This is a genomic window from Mesorhizobium sp. M1A.F.Ca.ET.072.01.1.1 (genome assembly GCF_004023325.1).
Classification (GTDB): Bacteria; Pseudomonadota; Alphaproteobacteria; order Rhizobiales; family Rhizobiaceae; genus Mesorhizobium.
The window spans coordinates 1-21,023 of sequence record NZ_RZSF01000043.1 but is presented as its reverse complement, the minus strand read 5'-3'; the positions used below and the strand labels follow the sequence as shown (position 1 = coordinate 21,023).

At 62.0% G+C, this 21,023-nt stretch carries 12 protein-coding genes; 10 read left to right on the top strand and 2 right to left on the bottom strand.

Annotation, left to right across the window (positions count from 1 at the left end; translation table 11 throughout):
- Window positions 1–364 precede the first annotated feature (364 nt).
- The 10 genes from EOA32_RS09260 to EOA32_RS39750 all read left to right on the top strand — a co-directional run bounded on the left by EOA32_RS09260 (window position 365) and on the right by EOA32_RS39750 (window position 18,679).
- Window positions 365–2,455, top strand: a complete 2,091-nt coding sequence (locus tag EOA32_RS09260; RefSeq protein ID WP_066992066.1) for a polysaccharide biosynthesis tyrosine autokinase — start codon at window positions 365–367, stop codon at window positions 2,453–2,455.
- A 20-nt stretch (window positions 2,456–2,475) separates the two neighbouring features.
- Window positions 2,476–3,039: a transcription termination/antitermination NusG family protein gene (locus EOA32_RS09255; RefSeq protein WP_128371554.1), complete on the top strand. Its 564-nt coding sequence runs from the start codon at window positions 2,476–2,478 to the stop codon at window positions 3,037–3,039.
- Window positions 3,040–3,311: 272 nt separating this feature from the next.
- Entirely contained in the window at window positions 3,312–5,060 is a 1,749-nt protein-coding gene (locus EOA32_RS09250; RefSeq protein ID WP_245499220.1) for a hypothetical protein, read from the top strand.
- 184 nt (window positions 5,061–5,244) lie between these two features.
- Complete coding sequence (locus EOA32_RS09245; RefSeq protein WP_128371553.1) at window positions 5,245–6,465, top strand: glycosyltransferase; 1,221 nt, start codon at window positions 5,245–5,247, stop codon at window positions 6,463–6,465.
- A gap of 136 nt (window positions 6,466–6,601) precedes the next feature.
- Complete coding sequence (locus tag EOA32_RS09240) at window positions 6,602–7,966, top strand: polysaccharide biosynthesis/export family protein (protein WP_245499219.1); 1,365 nt, start codon at window positions 6,602–6,604, stop codon at window positions 7,964–7,966.
- 291 nt (window positions 7,967–8,257) lie between these two features.
- Complete coding sequence (locus tag EOA32_RS09235) at window positions 8,258–10,177, top strand: type I secretion system permease/ATPase (protein ID WP_245499218.1); 1,920 nt, start codon at window positions 8,258–8,260, stop codon at window positions 10,175–10,177.
- Between the two features lie 27 nt (window positions 10,178–10,204).
- On the top strand, window positions 10,205–11,524 hold the full coding sequence (locus tag EOA32_RS09230; RefSeq protein ID WP_066992059.1) for an HlyD family type I secretion periplasmic adaptor subunit: 1,320 nt from the start codon (window positions 10,205–10,207) through the stop codon (window positions 11,522–11,524).
- 59 nt (window positions 11,525–11,583) lie between these two features.
- Window positions 11,584–12,537, top strand: a complete 954-nt coding sequence (locus tag EOA32_RS09225; protein ID WP_082954065.1) for a sulfotransferase — start codon at window positions 11,584–11,586, stop codon at window positions 12,535–12,537.
- Between the two features lie 72 nt (window positions 12,538–12,609).
- Window positions 12,610–14,115 (top strand): lipopolysaccharide biosynthesis protein, encoded by a 1,506-nt coding sequence (locus EOA32_RS09220; RefSeq protein ID WP_245418716.1) that lies wholly within the window; start codon window positions 12,610–12,612, stop codon window positions 14,113–14,115.
- 151 nt (window positions 14,116–14,266) lie between these two features.
- On the top strand, window positions 14,267–18,679 hold the full coding sequence (locus EOA32_RS39750; RefSeq protein ID WP_245499217.1) for a hypothetical protein: 4,413 nt from the start codon (window positions 14,267–14,269) through the stop codon (window positions 18,677–18,679).
- Window positions 18,680–19,156: 477 nt separating this feature from the next.
- Here EOA32_RS39750 and EOA32_RS09200 read toward each other — a convergent pair whose 3' ends face one another.
- Complete coding sequence (locus EOA32_RS09200; RefSeq protein WP_066992056.1) at window positions 19,157–20,158, bottom strand: nucleotidyltransferase family protein; 1,002 nt, start codon at window positions 20,156–20,158, stop codon at window positions 19,157–19,159.
- Window positions 20,149–21,023 (bottom strand): aldolase (locus tag EOA32_RS09195; protein ID WP_128371551.1); only part of this gene is annotated, 875 nt, incomplete at its 5' end. The genes EOA32_RS09200 and EOA32_RS09195, both read right to left, overlap by 10 nt.

Here is a 21,023-nt window from a genome sequence, read left to right as displayed (position 1 = left end):
GCATCCTTGACGATCGTAGCGTTGTAGTGGACCTCCCTGAAGGGCGAGAGGAAGGTGTCTCGGCGACTTCTTAAAGCTCGGAGAGGCATACGGGGTAGACCAGATCGACCTTTAGCCGAGTTACTACTCAATAATGGTAATGGCGGCGATGTCCGCGAAGCTGATATGTTTCTGCCTTACCGGTGACGCGATCGGTGAGTGGGCGCAGAAGAGCGATTTGGACATGTCGGCGGGACACCAACCCTTACGATTCATGCGTTTGAGAGCGCATAACAGCTAGCTGCCCGACCCATTTTGAAATGAACGCCATTCAGCCGACGCTGAAGGGCTGGGAGTTGTGCTGTCGATCGTGAGGATTCGGGAAATGGCCAATCCAACTGATAATCCGAGGATGATTCGGGAATTCCTGCCCCTCGACGTCAGGGAAGTCTTCGATTTCTTTCTTCGTCGGTGGAAGCTGGTGTGCGGAATTGCCGTCATCACTTTCACACTGTTTATGGCTGCCGCATATATTCTTCCGACAACATACACCGGCGTCTCTCAGATATTGCTTGACGCTCCGATCGACTATATGACTCCACAGGATTACTCCAATTCTGATTTTTCTGACAATCCAACGTTCATTGAAAGTCAGATCGCTGTCTTGAGGTCTGCGTCACTTCTTCAGCAGGTCGTCGACAGCCAAAAGCTGGCGGAAGACCCCAAGATAGGACCGGGAGCATTGATATGGCTCCAGAACGCGCTGGGAGTTTCGCGTGTCGGGCTTGGCAACGTCATTGAGCTTGATGTAGGCGCCTACGATCCGGAAAAAGCGGCATCGCTCGCGAACGCGATTGCCCAGGCCTATGTAGCAGATCGAATAAGGTCCCGTTACGAAGGGGTCCAGAAGGCCTCCTCGTGGCTCAGCGATCGGGCCGCCTATCTGCGAGCGGAGCTCAGCCGTTCGGAGCAAGCTGTCCAGAAGTTTCGGATCGATCACAATTTAGTGGCGACGCAGGCGGGCAGCTTGACTGACCAGCAGCTGTCCGAGTTGAACGTCGCCCTAATCAACGCGCGCGCCGAGTTATCCGAGAAACGTTCGCAATATCAGCAAGTTAGCAAGGTACAGGCTGCCGGAGGTGACATCCAGTCGATTCCGGACGTGCTGCAGTCGGTGGTGATTAACGCGCTCAGGGCTCAGCTCTCCGGAGTGACCCGGCGGGAAGCCGACCTCAAATTGAAGTATGGCGAGCGGCATCCCGAGGTCTTGTCCGCTCAGGCCGAGCGCCGCGACATCGAGGGACAGATCGCTGCCGAAGTCCAGCGCCTGATCGGCAATCTGAAGAACGAGGTCGACGCGGCCGAAGCTCGGGAGGCTTCTCTGGCTCGCGCCCTGGACTCGGTATCCAACCGCTCCGAAATCGAAGGTCAGGTTGGCGTCCAGTTACGCGATCTGGAGAGGATCGCGGCCGCGAACAAGGAACTCTTTGAGACGTTCCTGTCACGCGCCAAGCTCACCGAAGAGAAATCCACCCTCCTCAACAGCGGCGTGCGTGTAATCACCGATGCGAGCGTTCCTGGCGCGCCAAGCTTCCCAAACAGGCCTCTTTTTGCGGCTTTGGGTGTGGTTTTCGGCATCTTCTTCGGGGGCGCCGGCGCCGTGCTGCGTGAACTCTTCGCTTCCGGCTTCATGGCAAAGAAGCAGATCGAGGAAGAATTGGCAGTTCCGGTTCTTGCGTCGATGCCAAGGATGTCAGGCTGGTCGAAAGACGTCCATGCTCAGCCTGTGGCCTATCTCGAGCGCAAACCGCTCTCCAGGTACAGCGAAGCGGTGCGGCGGCTTCGCCTCGGTATCCAGGCCACGCCGGAACTGGACCGTTCGCCGCGCCTGGTGCTCGTGACATCAGCGATGCCCGGGGAAGGCAAGACAACGCTGGCATTGAGCCTGGCTTGCTCGGCGGCTGCCGACGGCGAACGGGTTCTGGTCATCGACGCGGACTTGCGTCTTTCGGCCGCCACGGCCTTCTTCGGCATGGCTGACAAGGTCGGATTGGTCGATCTCCTGACCTTGCCGGTGAAGGCCGCAAACGCGATCCATCTGGACGAACGCTCGGGCATATCCATGCTGCCCGCAGGAGCAAGAACCCGCAACCCGCCTGCCCTTCTTGCTTCGGCGCGAATGCGCTCGCTGCTTGAGGAAGTTCGGGGAAAATTCGACACGGTGATCATTGACGCACCACCCGTCGGACCCGCGGCCGATGCCTCGATCCTGGCCAGGCATGTCGACAAGGTCGTCTTCGTCGTGAGGTGGCGGGAAACCTCGCGCGAGGCCGTTGCCGAAGGAATTCGACATCTTGGCGATCGGTCCAAGCTTGCCGGCATTGCCCTGACGATGGTGGACGAACCAAAGCTGCCCAGATACGGCCGTTACACGTCGCTCGAAAGCAGTGTCTCGGACAGTTACTACCTCAATTAGGGAAGAGACAGTATTGCGTCATGCTGCACACTAACTTCTGCAACAACGGTTTTCCTGACTCGACGGACAAAAGTCACGGCGGCGAAGCTGCGCGCTGGTGCGTGGTCCAAACGCACCAGCATTCCGAGAGCCTTGCCGAGCGGCACCTGCTGTCGCAGAACTTCCGGACCTATCTGCCCAAGCGCAGGCGAACCGTCCGGCACGCCCGCAGGGTCAGGACCGTCTCCAGCGCGTATTTCGACTGCTATCTGTTCGTCTGCCTGGCTGTCCATCAGCAGAGCTGGTACCCGATCAACTCGACCGTGGGCGTCCGAAAGCTCGTCATGAGCAAGGGCATGCCGGTACCGGCGCCTTATGGGGTGGTTGAATCCTTGATATCGGCAACCGATGAGGACGGGATTTTGCACCCGGACATCCTGTTGAGGCCGGGCCAGAAAATCAGGATCATAGACGGGCCGTTTTCGGACCAGCTCGGGATTCTTGATCATGTCGGAAGCGCCGGAGCGGTCAGAATTCTTCTCGACATCATGAACCGGTCTACTCCTATCACTATTGATCGGGACAAGTTGTCGATAGTGTCTTGAAACTACTCGGTGAGTTTTTACTCACCGCTTTCGTTACACAGATGCCGAAATACTCGGCAGGGAGTGATGAGTTGGCACCCAATTCACCCTCGGTGCGGTAGCCTGCGAAGGTGACGTCAGAACCTGCGGGCCGGCATTGGGACGATTGGTCGTTCGACATCCCAGGAACACCAGCCCACCGAGGGGCTTGGACTTACCGCAGGCCAGTTCCACGACGTTTCCGGCGACGACGAGCGAGTGACGCTCGCCCGCGACCAATCACGAGAAATCTCTTGCAAACACCACGCAAGTCCAAATCGGCAGCCTTCCATCCGGCCGGGCCCGGAGACCTTCGGGATCGTCTGCAGCCGCAGCAGTATCGCCGCTGGGCTACGGAGGCCAAGGCGGAGATCGTGGCGGAAACGTTGGCGCCGGGAGCGAATGTTTCAGCGTCGGCGAAGACTGTTGGCGCGGGCGCATTGGGCAGCCACTCAGGTGCAGCGCCGTATCAAACTGACGGAGGCGCTCCTTTCAGGCCGATCGAAACGACGCCGGCACTGCCGATTGCCAGCGAACTGTTTCGAGCACTCAATGAAGCTGGCGTGAGGTACGGAATTATTCAGGATCTCGCGTCCGTGCCTGACGGATTTGCCGGACGGGATGATCTGGATGTGCTTTTGGACAAGCATGACTACCCGCTCTTCTGCTCCATCGTCTGTCAATTGCACGGCCGGCGCGGCGTGAGCCTCTCCTGCTACGACAATGTCTGTGCCGGCAGAGAAGACTGGTTCCTGCCTGACTTCACGCATGGCCGCTATCTCCATCTCGATATGCATATCGGTGCCCGCGTCGGCCGGGAATTTCGCAAGCGCTATCCGGCTTTCGATTATGCGGCGATCACGCGATGGGAGGCGATTTGCGTCGACGGCGTGCCGGTTCCGGTGGTCTCTCCCGAAGACGAGCTTCGAATAGCGATTGCCCGTTTCGCCTTCCGCGCCTCGGCGCTTCCGTGGAGGCAATGGATCACCCTCGACGAGGGTTGGAAGCAGCACTTTGCGCGCCTGCCGTCCGCGTCGGACGAGCACGGCTTGCAGGTCGTCGACTGCACGTTTAACGGCGCAAGAACGGTGCGCTGCAGGTTCCTGCAAAGCGCCGACGCCTTGGCCGCCCACCGCGGAGATCTGGCCAGGCTGCGGCGTTCGATCCGCGAAATGTGTGGTTACACGGGACGCCCCGCTATCGCCGATGCGGCGGTCCATCTGGTGCGCAAGACCTGCTATCTCGCCCTGAGATCCCTCCACCGCTTGCTGCCGGGGCGCTTTCCACCGAAGAGACGGCCCGCAGCTGGTGGATTCGTGGTGGCCTTGATAGGTCCCGATGGCATGGGCAAGAGCACTCAGGCTACCCGGCTGAGGCAGATATTCGGGTGGAAATTCGGGTGTGCCCAAGTCTATGTCGGAACTGGCGATGGCAATGGATGGCGGCTTCGCAAGGCATTGCAGACCGTCGTCTCTCCCCATAGACGGCGCCTGAAGTCCCTGGCCCAGAACGATGGCAGCGATTCCTCCGGCCGGGCTTGGTCGAAGGGAGGACTTGTCGCTGCCGCGTTGGCGTTTTGGGCGGTTTTCATCGCTTTTGAGCGATACGCTGTGGTGAAACGCGCACATCGATGGTCGACGCGCGGCATGATCGTCATTTGTGACCGGTGGCCGCAGGCGCTCGGCAGGGGATATCTGGACGGGCCAACCATCCCCGCTCGCCTGTTCTCCGTCCCAGGCCTGTCAGCCCTCGCCCGGCTTGAGCAGCGACTCTACCAGAAGATGGCGGAACGCCGCCCACACCTCGTTTTGCACCTCGTTTCAGACTTTGCGGTCTCCGAACAGCGAAAGCCCGGGGACATCAGGAAAGAAGCGTTCGACGCGCGGCTATCCCTGATGGCGGAACTGCGGGCGAAGGACAAGGATATCCGGACCGTTGACGCCAGCGCCGGCATAGAGAGCGTCGGCCGCGAGTTGTTCAGGCATATCTGGCTGTCTCTCTGAGAGGCAAATCGGGCGGTCCAACCGCCCCGCATCATCCCCGACGTGCAGCTTTTACGCGATCGCGCCGAACCACAGGCGAGCCCGGCCCGTGCCCCGAAACCCGCGGAAGGCGCCCCGCGACACTCCCGCTCGATCCCCACGATCTCCCGCCGCTTCGGATTTCATGTCCCTGAGGTACAAGCAAATGAAGATCGTCCATGTGATCACCAGACTGCTTCGAGCCGGCTCCGAGGAGAACACTTTGGCTTGCTGTCTCGCTCAGGCGCGGCACGGCCATGAAGTGCTGTTGGTTCACGGCGCGGAATACGACCCGAGGTTACGGGCATCCCTTGCCGGAGCCCTGCGAGTGGTGACGCTGGAAAAACTCATCAATCCGATCTCGCCATCCCGCGACGTTTCCGCCTTAAGGCAGCTCACCCGCCTTATGCGTGATTGGCGGCCCGACATCGTGCACACCCATCAAAGCAAAGCCGGCATTGTCGGCCGCCTCGCTGCCAAGGAAGCCAATATCCCCGGCATCATACACGGTGTCCACATCTTGCCTTTCGTGCATGTCGGCCGCGGGCAGAGGCTGGTGTTCCTGGCCGCCGAACGCCTGGCCGCGAGGTTCACGCGCGCTTTCATCGATGTCAGTCAGGCTATGCGCGACATCTGCATCGCCAATCATCTGGGCAGCCCCGATCAGCACCATGTCGTCCATTCCGGCTTCGATCTGGCACGCTTCGCGAACGCGCGGTGGCCGCAAGATCCGCATCTGCTCCTGGGGACGGCTGCCGGGGAGCCAAAGCCGCCGGTGGTCCTGATGTTGGCCGCGCTGGAACCGAGAAAACGCCACGTCGAGTTCATTGAGGCATTCGGCAAAGTTGTTGACCGAGTTCCAAACGTGCGACTGCTCCTCGCCGGTGACGGACCGGCGCGTTCGGACGTTGAATCGGCGATTGAACGATCCCCATTCGCAAACAACATTCGCATGATCGGCTACCATAGCGAGCCCGAACGACTGATCAGCCTGGCGGACGTGTGCGTGCTGACCTCGATGCGAGAGGGATTGCCTCGCGTCATGATGCAGTATCTGGCCGGCGGTCGAGCCAGCGTGGTCTCGCATTTGCCCGGCGTGGAAGAGGTTGTTCGCCATGGCGTGAACGGAATTGTGACCCCGGCCGAGGATGTGGGCGCCGCGGCGGCGGCTGTCGCCGGTCTTCTCGAGAACCAGCAGCACCGCACTCAACTTGCCGACGGCGCGAAACGCACCGACCTGTCGTCCTGGGGGCTGGACGCCATGTGCGAAAGCGTCGAGCAGATTTATCAATCGGTGCTCGAGCCCGCCCCTTCGGCCGCCAGGCCAAACGAGGCAAGAATTCGTGACCGCCTCGCCGGGCAAACCTTCGGGCTGCACGGATTTTGATCAGCCTTCGCTGCTCCGATGGAGTTCGCAATGCAGGCTTACTTCTCGAACCATAGGAAGAACCTCGTGTCACGCTCCCGCCGGCGAATGTCGGCGGGCCCCGATGGCAGCAGGCTAGACAACCGGAGTACCGACGATGCGTATGCGTATTGACCAGCAATTTCCTCCCAAGCCTCTGCGCATGAAGGGCTGGTGCCGACGGCTAGTTTCCAACTTCGAACCCGCGGTCGGCAGCATGCTCGCAATGATCGGTGGGCTTGCCGTTGCCATTGTACTGCTCACCGCAAGTGCCTCCCGCGCGGATGGATACACCTTCGACACCGGTGACATCCTGCGTGTGTCCGTGATCGGCGAACAATCCTATCCGCTGGAGGTCGTTGTCGATGATCGGGGCTCGATCTCACTGCCAATGTTGGGTGATATCAAAGCGCGCGGCCTGACCACCGTTGCCCTCTCGCAGGCCATCCAGCAAGCATTTCAGCAGCAGAAGCTGATCCTCCAGCCGTTCGTGAAAGTGGAGATCGGACAATACCGGCCATTTTTTATCTCCGGAACGGTGGCCCACCCCGGATCCTATCCGTTTCAACCCGGAATAACGGTTCGCCATGCACTCGCTATAGCAGGCGGGTTTCGCGCCAGCGCTGTGGGCAACACGGAGCCCGCCCTGGAAATAGCTGATCTGCGAAGCGCGCGCTCAAACCTGGCGCTTGAAGAATATCGCCTGAAGGTCCGTCTTGCTCGGCTCCAGGCGGAAAGTCGACTGGAAAAGTCCTTCGTCGCTCCGCCCGATTCGCCCGTCGAGTTTGGCGGGCAATTGATTGACGGCATCATCGCGTCCGAACAGCAGCAGCTGGACGCCCGCCTTGCCGCGTATCGGGATGACGTTTCCTACCTGGAGGCCTCGCTGGATCGGGCGAAGAAGGAAGCGGCCATGCTAGCCGCGGCCAGGGAAGAACGTGAAAAGACCGCGAACATCCAACTGCAAGAACTGCAGTCTGCCCGGTCTCTGCGGGAAAAGGGTTTGATAACGAACTCGAATGTGTTGACGGCGGAACGAGCACATACCAGCTATCGGGCTGAACTGGCGCAGACGGAATTGCAGCAGGAACAGGCGCAGCAGGCGATGCTGAACGCTGAAAGCGAGCTGCGAAAGAAGCACCAAAGTCACGAAATGGAATTGATCGGCCAGACCCAGGACGCGCAAGTTGAGCTCGGAAAAATCCAAAGTCAAATCAGATACGTGGCCGACAAGCTTCTCTTTATCTTCACTTACGGCGAACAGAGAACCTTCGACGACCTGCAGGGCTCGGTGAGGATTTCCATCTTCAGGCGCGACCAGAAGATCGCCCACGACATCGTCGCCGATCAAAACACGGAAGTGAGAGCCGGCGACGTCATCGAGGTTTCCGTCGTGGCCAACAAGGGGTTCTACGCTCCGGACTCTGGTACCTCTCCCAAAGTGCAAAATCCGGCCGTCCAGCGCAGCATGGTCGGCCAATAGAGCAGCAGATATCTTCGGAATTTTGACGTGATCTTTGGCACAGCATTGACGGCCTTTGGAGCGCGTCCCCGCCGGGCGAATTTCCATGCCAAGACGAAGCAGCGGCCGCCAAAGCGCCCCCGCACAACTGCGCGCCGCAAGAAGTCGAGCAAGGCCCCGCGCCGCCGCCTCATCGTCCGACTTCCCGCTGCAATCCTGCTCCTCCTCGCCGCCGCGCTTGCGGGTGCGGAGTTTCTGCCACGCTTTGTTGATCTCGCCAGGGTTTCGCAGAAGCGACCCTGGACGGACCTCGTGGCTGGCTGGCGCTATTTTTACGACCTGCAGGCCCTGCTGGCCGGTCCGGGCGCCCTCCAGGTTTTCGTGGCGGTCGCGGCCCTTGGTCTCCTCATGGCAGCCGTCCGCAGCGCAAGGCGGAGACGAAGAAGCGACTTGCCCGGCGCATTCGCGAACGCCGGCGCCCCGTCCCCGACCAAGGAACCGGCGCCCGGCTCCGAACTGGCCAGTGCGTTGCGTTCCTGCAAGGCAGCCTTTGCGGGCGTTGCGGTTTTCAGCGGCGTGAGCAACATCCTCATGCTGACCGGCGCAATGTTCATGTTAGAGGTCTACGACAGGGTGCTGCCGAGCCGCAGCGTCCCCACTCTGATCGCCATGGCAATACTGGCCGGCGCTCTGTTTGCCGGGCAGGCAGTCATCGACCTTGTGCGCGGCCGCATCATGAACCGGATCGGTGCTGAGTTGGACGAAGCGGTTGGGGGACGCGTATTCACCGCCGTTTCGAGGTTGCCCCTGTACATCGGCCAGCAGGGAGATGGATTGCAGCCGCAACGCGATCTCGACAACATCCGTACTTTTCTGTCGAGTGCCGGGCCTGGCACCCTGTTCGATCTTCCCTGGCTGCCCTTCTATCTGGCGATCATCTGGAGCCTTCATCCGACCCTCGGGACAACCGCCGCTTGCGGCGCGTTGGTGCTGGTGACCCTGACGGTCGCGACGGAGATCCTCACGCGCAGACCTATGGGCGCCGCGGTTCAAAGCAGCGTGAGGCGCAACAGCTTGGCCGAGGCCAGCCGCCGCAACGCCGAGGTGCTTCAGGCCATGGGCATGGGCAGGCGCCTGCACGACCACTGGCGCGAAGCGAGCCGCGAACATCTTGCGCTGCAGCAGCGTGTCAGCGACATCGTTGGCGGTTTCGGCAGTTTCGCTCGTGCGTTGCGACTGATGCTTCAGTCGGCGATGCTGGGTGTGGGCGCCTGGCTTGTGATCGAGGGCGAGGCGACCTCCGGGATCATCATCGCCGGCTCCATCCTTGTAGGCCGAGCGCTGGCGCCCGTCGATCTTGCCATCGCCCATTGGCGCAACTTCGTCGGGGCGCGACAGAGCTGGAGCAGGCTGAGCAAATTGCTCGCCCGGTTGCCGCAGGACGCTCAACCGATGGCGCTTCCGGTGCCCGGGTCGAAGTTGACTGTGGAGCGCATCGCGATCGGTGCGCCGGGCGCGCAGCGCATCATCGTGCAAGGTGTGGAATTCAGCCTGGAGGCCGGCTCGGTGCTCGGCATCATAGGACCAAGCGGTTCCGGCAAATCGAGTCTGGTTCGAGGGCTGGTCGGCGCATGGCGACCGCTGGCCGGCCGTATCAAGCTGGACGGCGCCGATCTCGACCAGTGGTCGTCGGAGCGGCTGGGCCGCTACATAGGCTACCTTCCGCAAGACGTCGAACTGTTCGCGGGAACGGTTGCCGACAATATCGCGCGCTTCGATCCCGGGCCGGACCCGCAGGCCATTGTCGCAGCCGCCCGCGCCGCGGGCGTCCACGAGCTCATCATCGGTCTCCCCAATGGCTACGAGACGCAGATCGGAGAGGGCGGAACCGCGCTTTCAGCCGGCCAGCGTCAGCGCATTGCGCTGGCGCGCGCGCTGTATGGCGATCCGTTCCTGGTGGTCCTCGACGAACCCAACTCCAATCTCGATGCCGAAGGTGAAATGGCGCTTGCCGCTGCCATCCTCGCAATCAAGGCCCGCGGCGGCATCTTAGCGATTGTGGCGCATCGGCCGAACATTCTCAGCACAGTGGATTTCCTGCTCGTGATGAAAGAAGGCCAGACGCAGATGTTCGGCACCAGGGAAAGCGTTCTGTCGACACTCTTGCCCGCGCCACAGACCGTGACCGCAGGCCTGCAGCCGGTTTTCAAGCTCACTCCGACACCGCGTTGATGGCTGACCCGGATTGGAAATGGGGAAATGACAGCTGCCCTTTCGAACGTGTCGCTTTTGAACCGACGGTCGATCCGTCGCAATCTGCTGGGTGGCACGACCATCGTCGCATTGCTCGTCGGCGGAATGGGAGTCTGGGCCGGGACGGTGGATGTTTCGGGAGCGGTGATTTCGCACGGCACGGTGGTCGTCGACAGCAGCGAAAAGAAGGTTCAACACCCGACCGGCGGTGTGGTCGGCAAGATTTTTGTGCGCGACGGCGACCGCGTCAGGGCCGGAGACGTTCTGGTCCAGCTCAGCGACACCGTTCCGCGTGCCAGCCTGGCCTACGTGACGAAGAACCTGGATGAGCTCTATGCGCGAAAATCCCGGCTCGAGGCCGAGCGTGACGGCAGCGAGCGCATCACGCTTGCTCCGATGCTTGTCGCGAGAATGAACGACCCTGAGATAGCTGCCACGGTGGCGAGCGAACAGCGGCTGTTCGAGCTTCGTCGAACCGAGGTGTCTGGCAACAAGGCGCGCCTGCGCGAACGCATCGAGCAGTTCGGGAAGCAGATCGAAGGCTATTCGGCGCAGGAATCGGCAAAGACGAAGGAGATCAAGCTGATCAACGACGAGCTCGTCGACATACGCAGTCTTGTCGAAATGAAACTCACCCTCAAATCGAAGCTGACCGAATATGAACGTGAGGCGACGCGCATCGAGGGTGAACGGGCGCAACTTGTGTCGAGCATTGCGCAGGCAAAGGGAGCGATCGCCGAAATCGAGCTGCAGATCCTGCAGCTGGACAAGGAGTTTTCCAGCGAGACCGGGAGCGATCTGCGCGATGTCGAAGCCAAAATCGCCGAGTTCGAGGAGCGCAAGGTCGCCGCCGAGGACCAGCTGTCGCGCATCGATATTCGCGCCCCCGCCAGCGGCACGGTCCATCAATCGGCAGTCCATACCGTTGGCGGCGTGATCGGCGCGGGGGATCCGATCATGCTGATCGTGCCCGACACCGATGCTCTCGCGGTCGAGGTAAAGGCCGCACCCCAGGACATCGATCAGCTCTCGATCGGTCAGCGCGCGCTTCTTCGCTTCACGGCCTTCAACGTCCATACCACGCCCGAAACGGAAGGTATGGTCTCCATGATCGCGGCAGACGTGACGCGCGATCAGCATACCAACGAAATCTACTACACGGTGCGCATCACCCCCGACCCCCAGGAGCTGAAGAAGCTTGGAGCGCTCTCGCTGGCGCCCGGCATGCCGGTGGAAGCGTTCGTACGGACTGGCGACCGCAAGGTGCTCTCATACCTGATGAAGCCTTTGACGGACCAGATGATGCGTGCCTTCAGAGACCAGTAGCAGCGCGTTGTCGTGCGCATCCGTGCATCCTGGTTGACCTTTAGCGATAGGGGCTTGTCATGACGACAGCAGAGTTGAAACCTCCGATTTTTCTGATTGGCAACTACCGGTCGGGCACCACCATCACGCAGAAATTGATCGGGCTGCACCCGGATGTCGTCACCTGGTACGAGCCAAAAACATTGTGGCTCTATGCCGATCCGGCGCGGCGGCATGACGAATTTGTTAAAGCCGACGCCAGCGAGAAGGTCGTGCGCTACATTCGCAACCGGTTCCTCGACTATCAGCTGCGGAACGGCAACCGGCAAATCATGGAAAATACGCCCGCCAACGTCTTGCGCGTGCCATTTATCCACCAGATATTCCCAGAAGCTATATTTCTATATATTACAAGGAATCCGTTCTCCTATATAAGCTCCATGGAACTTAAGTGGCAGCGCGCAAAAAGTTTCAAAGGTCTTCTGCGACTATTGAAAGAAACGCCGGCCACGCAAGTCCATTACTACGTGGGAGACGTCGTAAAGCAGATAGTCGCCAAGAGGATACTACACAGAAAATACACGTCGATCTACGGACCGCGCTACAAGGGAATAGATCGGGATTTGCAGGAGCATCAAAAATTGACAGTGATCGCGCGCCAGTGGGCGCGCGGCAATCGAATGGCCCGAGAGGATCTCGCCAGGCTTGGCGAAGGCCGCGTGCTGTCGTTTCGCTATGAGGATCTGATACAGGATCCCGAGTTGGTCTTGCGCCGTATCTATGAACATTGCGGGCTGCATTGCTCTGACGACATCCTTCGCGTGGCGAAGGAGATGATCGATCCCGGCCGCCAGCAGAAGTGGCTGCGCCTGGATGCGAACGAACTGGCGGCGATCATCCCCGAGGTGCGGGATGAGATGGGATTCTACCGCTACGAGATCCCCCCGTCCCTTCTCGTCGGGCATGGCTCGCGGCCCACGCGGGCGCCGTTGGCGTTTCAGCATGGCCATCCGAATATCCCCTCCCCCCGCTGAGCGGTTCCGGGGAGATGCATGGCCGCCCTTCTTTGGTCGGTCGAGTAAGCAAGGCGGCATGTGGAGATTGGCGTGAGCGACATCCGGCGCGGGCTGGCAAAACGCAGTGTCGTAGGCATGTTCTGGACGGGCCTGTCCATGGGCGCCTTGGCGGTTGCCGAGCTTGTCGCCCTCGTCCTCCTGGCCCGGTTGCTCTCGCCCAACGAGTTCGGTCTCTACTCCGCGGCACTGATCGTCATCAAGTTTTCGGCCATCTTCCAGGGCCTCGGCATCACGCCTGCGATCGTGCAGCGACCTGTACTGGAGGAGCGGCATCTCCGGGTCGGATATACCCTGTCGCTCTTTCTTGGCCTTACCGTAACCGCTCTGGTATGGGCGTTGGCACCCGCTATTGCCGGTCTTCTTCGCCTGCCCGAGCTCACTCCGATCGTGCGTGCGGTCTGCTTCATCTTTCTTTTCCAAGGAGCCTCCATGGTGGCGCTGGCCTCGGCCCAGCGTGCCTTGCGGTTCCGTTGGCTCGCGCTCGTCGACGCGGTCGCTTTCGCCATCGGCTACGTGGTCGTCGCTCCGGTGCTGGCTTGGCTCGGCTTCGGTATCTGGGCACTTGTCGCAGCGATCCTGGTCCAGCAGTTGTTCCGCACGATCGTGCTGCTCGTCGGCCAGCGGCACCCGATGCGGCCGTTGCTCGAGAGGGGCGCGATTTTCGAACTGCTCTATTTTGGCGGCGGCTTCACCATTGCGCGGGTCTGCAACTACCTTGCCACTCAGGTGGACAGGCTTGTCGTGGGCCGCTATCTCGGCGCCGATGCGCTCGGTGTCTACGGTTTGTCGTCCCAACTCATGACCACTCCGGCGGTCATCGTGGGCCAGGTGCTCGATCGCGTGCTGTTCCCCACCATGGCGCTGGTCCAGGAAGAGCCCGTCAGGCTTGCGCGCGCCTATCGCAGCGCGGTCGCCGGTTGCAGCCTGCTTGTCCTGCCGGCCAGCGTGGTGGTGGCGATCGTCGCGCCCGAATTGGTTCGGGTCATTCTCGGACGGGGCTGGGAAGGCGTGGTCGGCCCGCTCCAGATCCTGGCGTTCAGCATGCTGTTCCGCACGAGCTACAAGCTTAGCGACTCCGTCTCGCGAGCAACCGGAACGGTTTACGCCCGGGCCTGGCGCCAGGCTGTTTTCACCGTCGGTGTCTGCATCGGAGCCTTCACAGGGCAATTCTGGGGCGTGGAAGGGGTGGCGTTTGGTGTCGGCCTGGCATTCGGGGCAAATTTCTTTCTCATGGCGCAGCTGAGTCTCCGCGTGACCGGGATGACGTGGGCGAATTTCTTCCTTGCGCACCTGCCTGGCGTCGCGCTCGCGGGCGTTGTCGGAACCGGTACCTGGGCATTCGTGGACTGGCTTCGCGCCCTCCATCTATCGCCTCTTCCGCTGCTCATCGATACGGCATTGCTGGCGTCTGTGGGGGGCTTGCTGTTGTGCTGGCTCCTGCCGTCGCTATTCCTTGGGCGGGAAGGCCTGTCACTGCTGCGCCTGCTCGCGGCAGTCGTGCCCGCATGGCCAAGACTGAGGCAGGCAACAGACTGATCAGCGGCGGAACTCGAGGTCAGTTCCCAGGATCACGTTCTTCACGCGCAACGACGCCATCGCCTTGCTCGATCATGGGCTCAGCCTGACGCCCGATCGGGCACCGGGAGATTCCGTCGTTGCGGAGGAAATTTACGAGAGGAGACCGACTATGGCTGAACTATTCGAAACGCGGCTGGCGGCCGCGGGCGATGATGTCGAGGAGAAAGCTTCGGGCTCGATTTCAACCAATGTCGACGATCTGGAACTGGGCTTTGCCAGCACGACTCGCCAGACGGTCGGCCTACGCTTCACCGGCGTCGATATCCCGCAAGGCGCGATCATCACGAGCGCCTACATTCAGTTCCAAGCCAATGAGGTGAAGACCGGCGCGACCTCGCTGGTGATCAAGGGCCAGGACACCGACGACGCAAGCGCCTTCACCAGCACCAGCTTCAATGTATCGTCACGGGCAACGACCGACGCGTCGGCGACTTGGACGCCGGCCCCGTGGACCACGGTCGGCGAGCAGGCCATGGCCGAGCGCACGCCCGACCTGACGGCTATCGTCCAGGAGATCGTCAGCCGCTCGGGCTGGGCGGCGGTCAACGATATGGCGTTCCTGATCACCGGCACCGGCACGCGCACAGCCGATTCCTACGAGTACAATCCGACCAGCGCGCCGCTGCTGCACATCGAATATGTCTTGCCCGGATCCGGAAGTCCGGTGGCCTTCAACACGCCTGCCGATGCCGATCCCACTGCCAACCAGATCGCCGAGCTCGCCGCGGCGGGAGCGCCGACCGGGATCACCGCTTCGGCCACGGATCCCGACGCCGGCGCGACCGTCACCTACAGCCTCAACGACTCGCGTTTCGACATCAATGCCAATACCGGCGTCATCACGCGCTCGGGCACAGGCACGCTCGACTTCGAAACCCAGTCGTCCATCAATCCGACGGTGACGGCAACCTCTTCCGACGGCAGCACCGCCACCCAGAGCTTCACCCTCGATGTCCTCGACAGCCCGGAGCCGGTTGCGTTCAACACGCCGCCGGATGCCAACTCCGCGGCCAACCAGATCGGCCAGAACGCTGCCGCCGGCACCGCCGTCGGTATCACTGCTTCGGCCTCTGATCCCGATGCCGGCTCGACTGTCGCCTACACGATCGACGACTCGCGCTTTGCCATCAGTTCCAGCACCGGCGTCATCACGCGATCAGGTACCGGCACGCTCAACGCCCAGTCCGAGCCGTCTGTCAACCTCACCGTCACCGCCACCTCGTCGGACGGGAGCGTCGTCACGCACCCCTTCACCGTCGCCGTCACGGCCGGCCAACAGCCTGTGGCCTTCAACACTCCGCCCGACTCGAACCCCGGCTCCAACCAGATCGCCGAGCTCGCCGCGGCGGGGACACCGACAGGGATCACCGCTTCGGCCACCGATCCCGATGCCGGCTCGACGGTCACCTACAGCCTCAACGACACGCGCTTCGCCATTGATTCCAGCACCGGCGTCATTACGCGCTCGGGCACAGGCAGCCTCAACTTCGAGACCCAGTCGTCGATCGACCTGACGGTGACGGCAACCTCTTCCGACGGCAGCACGGCCAACAAGGTCTTCACCATCGCCGTCCTCGACAGCCCGGAACCGGTTGCGTTCAACACGCCGCCCGATGCCAACACCGCGGCCAACCAGATCGGCCAGAACGCTGCCGCCGGTACTGCCGTCGGCATCACCGCTTCGGCCACGGATCCCGATGCCGGCTCGACGGTCACCTACAGTCTCAACGACCCGCGCTTTGCCATCAATCCCAGCACCGGTGTCATAACACGCTCGAGCACCGGCACGCTCAACGCCCAGTCCGAGCCGACGGTTGCGCTCACGGTCACCGCAACCTCGTCGGACGGCAGCACCAACACCCACGCCTTCAATGTTGACGTCACCGGCGGCAGCACGCCTGGGACTTTCGAGGCCAGGGTGGCGGCCGCAGGCGACGATGTCGAGGAGAAAGGTTCCGGCTCGATTTCGAGCAACGTCAGTGATCTGGAACTGGGCTTTGACGGCTCTACCCGCCAGACGGTCGGTCTCCGCTTCACCGGTATCGACGTCCCGCAAGGCGCGATCATCACCAGCGCCTATATCCAGTTCCAGGCCAATGAGGTGAAGACCGGCGCGGCCTCGCTGCTGATCAAGGGCCAGGACACCGACGACGCAAGCGCCTTCACCAGCACCAGCTTCAATGTATCGTCACGGGCAACGACCGACGCGTCGACGGCTTGGACGCCGGCCCCGTGGACCACGGTGGGCGAGCACGTCCAGGCCGAGCGCACGCCAGACCTTACGGCTATCGTCCAGGAGATCGTCAGCCGCTCGGGCTGGGCGGCGCTCAACGACATGGCGTTCCTGATCACCGGCACCGGCACGCGCACCGCCGATTCCTACGAATACAATCCCGCCAGCGCGCCGCTGCTGCACATCGAATATGTCTTGCCGGGATCCGGAAGTCCGGTGGCCTTCAACACTCCGCCCGACTCCAACCCCGGCGCCAACCAGATCGCCGAGCTCGCCGCGGCGGGAGCACCCACGGGCATCACCGCTTCGGCCACGGATCCCGATGCCGGCGCGACCGTCACCTACAGTATCAACGATGCACGCTTCGCCATTAATTCCAATACCGGCGTCATCACGCGCTCGGGCACAGGCACGCTCGACTTCGAAACCCAGTCGTCCATCAATCTGACGGTGACGGCAACCTCTTCCGACGGCAGCACCGCCACCAAGAGCTTCACCCTCGGTGTCCTCGACAGCCCGGAGCCGATCGCGTTCAACACGCCGCCGGATGCCAACTCCGGGGCCAACCAGATCGGCCAGAACGCTGCCGCCGGCACTGCCGTCGGCATCACCGCTTCGGCCTCGGATCCCGATGCCGGCTCGACAGTCACCTACACGATCGACGACTCGCGCTTTGCCATCAATTCCAGCACCGGGGTCGTCACGCGCTCGGGCACCGGCTCGCTCAACGCCCAGTCCGAACCGACGATCAATCTCCAGGTGACAGCGACGTCGTCCGATGGCAGCAGCGCCACGAGCACCTTCACTGTCAGCGTCACGGCGGGCCAACAGCCCGTGGCCTTCAACACTCCGCCCGACTCCAACTCCGGCGCCAACCAGATCGCCGAGCTCGCCGCGGCGGGGGCGCCGACAGGGATCACCGCTTCGGCCGCGGATCCCGATGCTGGCTCGACGGTCACCTACAGCATCAACGACACGCGCTTTGCCATCAATTCCAGCACCGGTGTCATCACGCGTTCGGGCACAGGCACGCTCGACTTCGAGACCCAGTCGTCCATCAACCTGACGGTGACGGCGACCTCCTCCGACGGCAGCACCGCCAACAAGAGCTTCACCCTCGCCGTCCTCAACAGCCCCGAACCGATCGCGTTCAACACGCCGCCCGATGCCAACACCGCGGCCAATCAGATCGTCCAAAATGCCGCCGCCGGCACTGCCGTCGGCATCACCGCCTCGGCCAAGGATCCCGATGCCGGCTCGACGGTCACCTACACGATCGACGACTCGCGCTTTGCCATCAATTCCAGCACCGGCGTCATCACGCGATCGAGCAGCGGCACGCTCAACGCTCAGTCCGAACCGACGATCGATCTCCACGTGACAGCCACCTCGTCCGACGGCAGCATCGCCACGCACACCTTCACCGTCGGCGTCACCGCCACCCAGTTGCCGACATCCGTGACCTTGGCGCACACCATTCTGACTTCGCAGTGGTCACCGCCGAGCCCCGACCCAACCGATATCGTCTATATCTCCCACCTCGGCAAGCTGCTGGTGACCGATAGTGAGGTGGAGGAGATGTCGATTTTCACCGGCAAGAATCTCTTCCAGATGAATCTGAACGGCACCCTGACGGGCACGCTCACCACCATCAATTTCTCCGATGAGCCGGCCGGGGTCACCTATAATCCGGCGAACCACCATCTCTTCTTCTCGGACGATACCGGCACGAAGAGCGTCTACGAGTTGAACCCGGGCAACGATGGGCTTTACAACACCTCCGACGATATCGTGACCTCGTTCAGGACCGCCGCGTTCGGCAGTACGGATGCGGAGAGTATTGCCTACGACACAAACCGCGGCGTGCTCTATCTCGAGGATGGCACGACCCATAGGATTTACACCATCGCTCCGGGCCAGAACGGCAGATTCGACGGCGTCCCAAGCACGGGGGGCGATGATGTCGTGACGAGTTTTTCTGAAGAGGCGCTCGGAACCCCTTCTGACGGGGGCATCGCGTACGATCCGGTCCACGACCTGCTTTATGTCATCGTGTCACGCACCTCCGTGGCAATGGTGACGCCAACCGGGGATCTGCTGGGCACGCTCGACATCTCCGCCGCCAACGCGAAAAAGCCGGCGGGACTTGCCCTGGCGCCGAGCAGCGACGATCCGAGCCACCAAATGAGCCTCTATGTCGTCGATCGCGGCGTGGACAACGACTCGAATCCGACCGAGAACGACGGCAAGATCTATGAATTCCATTTGAACGATTGGCTGCTCGCCTGATCTGACAGGGGGAGCGACCGCCAACAAACAAATACCCCGACCGCGGCGTGCCCCAGCGATCGGGGTATCAAAAGTAAGCGCGCCGCCCGGATCCATTTCCGCGCGACGCGCTTTTGGTTCTCAAGACGCTGCTTCAGCGACCCTGACGGTCAACCTTACGACTGGCCGGGAGGCCCGAGGTGAATGTGGTTTTTGTCGCCCCAGCCGTTGCCCGGGCGTGTTCCTCCCGATTTGGCGATTGCTCTGGAGTTCAGGCTGGTGCCGAGCAGAACCGTTATGGCCGGTGGAGTCACCGCCGCAAAACGCCCTGCCTTCTTGAGAAAGTCCCGGCGCGCCTGAGCCTCTGAAACGAGGACTTCCCGCGTCCTTTCCGAGCGTTTCGTGCTTTCGGTTGGCATGACGATTCTCCCATGCGGGTTCCAAAGTATCACAACAGCTTATGTTTCCCGATGCCAGGATACTAGTTCACCAAAAGGCTTAGATTTTCGCGCTTGGAAGCAAAAGCGTACGAGCGATGCGCCGCGCGAAATCGGACGAGCCTCCCCTCGCCGAACCCCTGGCGCTTAGAAACCGCCGCGTTCCCCAAATCAAATTCCCGGCCAGGCGCAACGGAGCGCCGATGATCGGGTGGGTTGCCGTGAAGACGCGCCTCCAGTGCTGGAAACGGACGATCGGGCGCCGCGCGCATCTTGCCGGGATCCTGGTTCCGAAGAAGTGATGCAAGGCCAGGAGCTGGGTATCCAGGGCATTGCGGGCGCTTCGGTCCGACATGGATGCCTGCAGCGCGCTCCAGTCCACGTTCTCGGTCTCCGCCAATTGCGCCAGGTCGTGAAGGTGCCTGAGATCAATCCTTCCGCGCCAATAGTCGCCCTCCTTAAACAGGTCGTGCACGATCCAGTGCAGAGCCCGGGACTGGGCAGTAGGAATATTCACCCACAAATCGTCGTGCTGGACGAGCTTGGGAGGTTCAAAGTCGATCGCCCGGCGCGCCCGGAGTTCCAGCATTCCGGCATCCTGCTCACGCGCCATGCCTCGCTCACCTGCCACCTCGACATAGCCGAGCTCTTCAAGGCAGATTTGGGCGGCCGCCTCTTTGGCCGGCTCCACGGCCAGATCGAGGTCGCTCGTCATCCTGCTGGGAGCCTGGCCGGCCGGCGCAAGGAACAAGGGAACAGCGCCCTTGAGCAGGAGCGGAACGATGCCGCGGCGATTGAGCGCCGCAACGGCTTCGCGCAGTTGCGCACGCAAGCGCAAGTTCCGCTCCCGATTGCAGTCGTGAACGAACCGGAGATACTCGGACACGTCCTGCGGTAGCCGGTGGATCTGGCCGGCGCGCGCGAGGGAGGAGTACAAATCCGGCGTGAGCAAAGTGCGATTGGCCAGGGCGATTACGGCGTGCCAATCGGCCCGGTCGGCCGGACTGCCGCGAAGTCCGGCGATCAGAGCCTCGAGCGCGTTGCCTCTGTGTCTCACCGGCATGCCTTCGTGATCAGCTCTACTGCATCATCGAGCTTCGAATAGCTCAGACAATAGGTGCCCGCCGATCCGATTACTTGGGTCAGAGTGTCGAAGGCGCTGCCGCTCAACTCTCGGCCGGGTGCGAACGCCCCGTTGAGCAGCACACGCAATGCGCTGGCCGGGTCGATCGGCTCGAGGCAAGCTTTCGCGTCGCGACCTCGACGAAGCTGGATTACATAGCCGATTGGTATGGGGGAGGACGGCACGACCTCGCTGGGCACCGCAAACCGAACTCGCCTGCGGTCCGGCCGGCGACAAACCGGAACAGCGTCGAGATTGGGGTAGCGTTCGGCCAAAAGCGACCATGCTCCCGCCTTGACGGCGGGCGCAAACGGCAGACCAATGCCATGTCCCCGGGAGTCCAACAGCGTCACATCGTCAGATGCGAAACCGAACCCTGCATTGACCAGCGCCAGGGTCAGCGTTGTCTTGCCTGCGCCCGGGTTGCCGCAGAGAAGCACGATGCGCTCATTTTTGAGAAGCGCAGCCGCGTGCAGAGCAAGTTCGTAGGCGCTGCGATCGAGGACCTCGATAAGCATTTGCCCTTTCAGCATGACGGGGAGCTCGTCGGGCGCGCAGGACAGAATCCAGTCGCCATCCCGGAACAGGTGGACCCGTCCCTCATGCTCGACCAGCTGGAACAGAATGTCGGCAGTCTCTCGCCGGACCTCGAGATGCCGGAACACGGCGACCGCGGGAAAGGCGCGGGCTGCAGGGTACTCGATGCGTACGGAAAGGCCCGCGATGGCGACCACCTGGCTCACAGCCTCTCGAGCCGGCACAGACGGCGGTGCGTCGGGCCGTATCAAGCTCAGCCGCTGCCAAT

Excerpts from the sequence above, each read along its gene's own strand:
- EOA32_RS39750 (WP_245499217.1), top strand. The coding sequence starts at position 14,267 with ATGGCTGAACTATTCGAAACGCGGCTGGCGGCCGCGGGCGATGATGTC.
- EOA32_RS09245 (WP_128371553.1), top strand. The coding sequence starts at position 5,245 with ATGAAGATCGTCCATGTGATCACCAGACTGCTTCGAGCCGGCTCCGAG.
- EOA32_RS09255 (WP_128371554.1), top strand. The coding sequence starts at position 2,476 with ATGCTGCACACTAACTTCTGCAACAACGGTTTTCCTGACTCGACGGAC.
- EOA32_RS09225 (WP_082954065.1), top strand. The coding sequence starts at position 11,584 with ATGACGACAGCAGAGTTGAAACCTCCGATTTTTCTGATTGGCAACTAC.
- EOA32_RS09200 (WP_066992056.1), bottom strand. The coding sequence starts at position 20,158 with ATGCCGGTGAGACACAGAGGCAACGCGCTCGAGGCTCTGATCGCCGGA.
- EOA32_RS09230 (WP_066992059.1), top strand. The coding sequence starts at position 10,205 with ATGACAGCTGCCCTTTCGAACGTGTCGCTTTTGAACCGACGGTCGATC.
- EOA32_RS09260 (WP_066992066.1), top strand. The coding sequence starts at position 365 with ATGGCCAATCCAACTGATAATCCGAGGATGATTCGGGAATTCCTGCCC.
- EOA32_RS09240 (WP_245499219.1), top strand. The coding sequence starts at position 6,602 with ATGCGTATGCGTATTGACCAGCAATTTCCTCCCAAGCCTCTGCGCATG.